Origin of the sequence: Allobosea sp., assembly GCF_035999205.1 — a bacterium.
GTDB lineage: Bacteria > Pseudomonadota > Alphaproteobacteria > Rhizobiales > Beijerinckiaceae > Allobosea.
Genome location: NZ_DASYHA010000022.1, coordinates 1 through 2,142, shown reverse-complemented (window position 1 = coordinate 2,142; position 2,142 = coordinate 1). Strand labels below are relative to the sequence as shown.

The window sequence follows — 2,142 nt, the reverse complement described above, 5'->3', positions numbered from 1 at the left end:
CGAGATCGGCACGCTCTCGACCGACACGGTGAAGGTCGCGCAGGAAGCCGGTGCGATGCTGGCCAAGCTGGTGCCGGACATCAAGAAGACCGCCGAGCTGGTCGAGGAGATCACCGCCGCCTGCCGCGAGCAGGATGTCGGTTCGACCCAGATCAACCAGGCTATCCAGCAGCTCGACAAGGTGACCCAGCAGAACGCTGCGGCCTCCGAGCAGGTCTCGGCCACCTCCGAGGAACTCGCTGCCCAGGCCGAGCAGCTCCAGTCCACCATCGCCTTCTTCCGGATCGATGAAGGTAAGGCAGGCGCCGCTCCCTCGATCGATCGCGCCGTCGGCCAGCTCAAGGCCAAGGCGGCGCAGATGAAGGCGGCAGCCGCTCCCCGGAAATCGAAGCCTGCTCCGGTGTCCGTCGGCAAGGCCACGAAGGGAGGCTTTGCCTTCGATCTCGACGATGCGGGAGACGAGCACGACGCCCAGTTCCGCCGCGCCTCCTAGACCGGTCTTCGGAGTTCCCGCCATCGGCGGGGCCTCAGCCGCCTATGCCTTCAGCCTCCTCCCCTGATCGACCTCCCAATGTGAGTTGAGTTATGCGTTTGACCATCAAGACCAAACTGGCCGGCGCCTTCGGCGTCGTGATCGCCCTGTCCATGGCGGCTGGCGGGCTCTCCTACATCAAGCTGTCGGAGATGACCGAGACGCAGGAAAGGCTCGTCGTCCTCTCGAAGCGCGTCGATGACATCGGCAATGTTCTCGAGGCCTTCGGCTCCTCCGCTCGCTCGGAGAAGAATGCCGTGCTGGCCGCGTCCCAGAAGGACACCGAGGCCCAGGCCGCCCGCGCGGTCGAGCGCCGCCACTCGGCAATGACCCAGACGGCAGCTCTCGCCAACGGCGCCAGCGAGGAGGGGCGGCGTTTCCTCGCGCAGATCACGGAAAAGGCGAACCGCTACGGCGCCATCCAGGACGAGACCCTGGCCAACGCGAAGCTCAACTCGAGCAACCGCGCGACGACTGCCTGGCAGACGGAAACGGTGCCGCTGATCCAGGCGATCACCGCAGCCACGAACCCGGTGATCGCAGCGGCTTCGCGTCCCGACGCCTCGCCCGAGATGCTGCGCGCTGCGCTTGCCTTCCAGGAAGCCCGCCTCGAATGGCTGCGCCTGACCCGTACGGCTGCGCTCGCATTCAACGTGCAGACCGTTGCCGAGGTCGAGAAGCTCAACAAGGAGCTCGGCGACCAGGCGCTCAGCGTTCGTGCCAAGCTCGGCAAAGCCGCTACCGAGCTCAACCAGCTGGGCCTCCAGACGGCTGCCATGACGGCGGCCTTCGACAAGGGCATCGCATCCGCCCTGCACACCGTCGGCATCGCCGCTGAGGCGGGAACGATCAAGGCGACGTCATCGACCATGACGACCGGCGCGACCGCGTTGACCGAACTCACGGCTGAGCTCGACGGCTACAGCACTTTCGCGAGCAAGGCGGCGAACAACGCCGCGGTCGCTGCGTCGGAGGCCGCGGCCTTCGCCAAGACGCTCCTGATCTCGATCCTGGTCGCATCCCTGCTGATCGCCATCGCCGCCGCCACCTGGATCGCGCTCAACATCAGCCGCGGTCTTGCCAGCGCCGTCGGCCTCGCCAATGCCGTCGCCATCGGCGACCTCAGCCAGAACATCGCCGTGAAGAGCAATGACGAGATCGGCGATCTCGTGACCTCGCTCAACACCATGACGGCCAACCTCAACGCCACCGCGGCCGTCGCCGACGCGATCGCCAATGGCGACCTGACCGTCGAGGCCAAGCGCCTCTCCGACAAGGACACGCTCGGCATCTCGCTCGAGAACATGCTGGACAAGCTGCGCACCATCGTCACCCAGGCGATCCAGGCGGCGGAGAACGTCTCGTCCGGTTCTCAGGAGCTGTCGGCGAGCGCCGAGCAGCTGTCGCAAGGCTCGACCGAGCAGGCCTCGTCGACCGAGGAAGCCTCGTCCTCGATGGAGGAGATGGCTGCGAATGTGAAGCAGAACGCCGAGAATGCCGCGACCACCGAGAAGATGGCGGGCCAGTCGGCGAAGGATGCCGAGGCTTCGGGCATCGCCGTCGGCAAGGCGGTCGACGCGATGCAGACGATCGCGGCGAAGATCAACATC

At 66.3% G+C, this 2,142-nt stretch carries 1 protein-coding gene and 1 pseudogene; both read left to right on the top strand.

Features of this window, described 5'->3' with window-relative positions:
- Positions 1-493, top strand: a pseudogene (locus tag VGN82_RS12560) (methyl-accepting chemotaxis protein); the annotation flags it as partial.
- 92 nt (positions 494-585) lie between these two features.
- The coding region (locus VGN82_RS12555; RefSeq protein ID WP_327527364.1) for a HAMP domain-containing protein at positions 586-2,142 on the top strand (1,557 nt) is incomplete at its 3' end.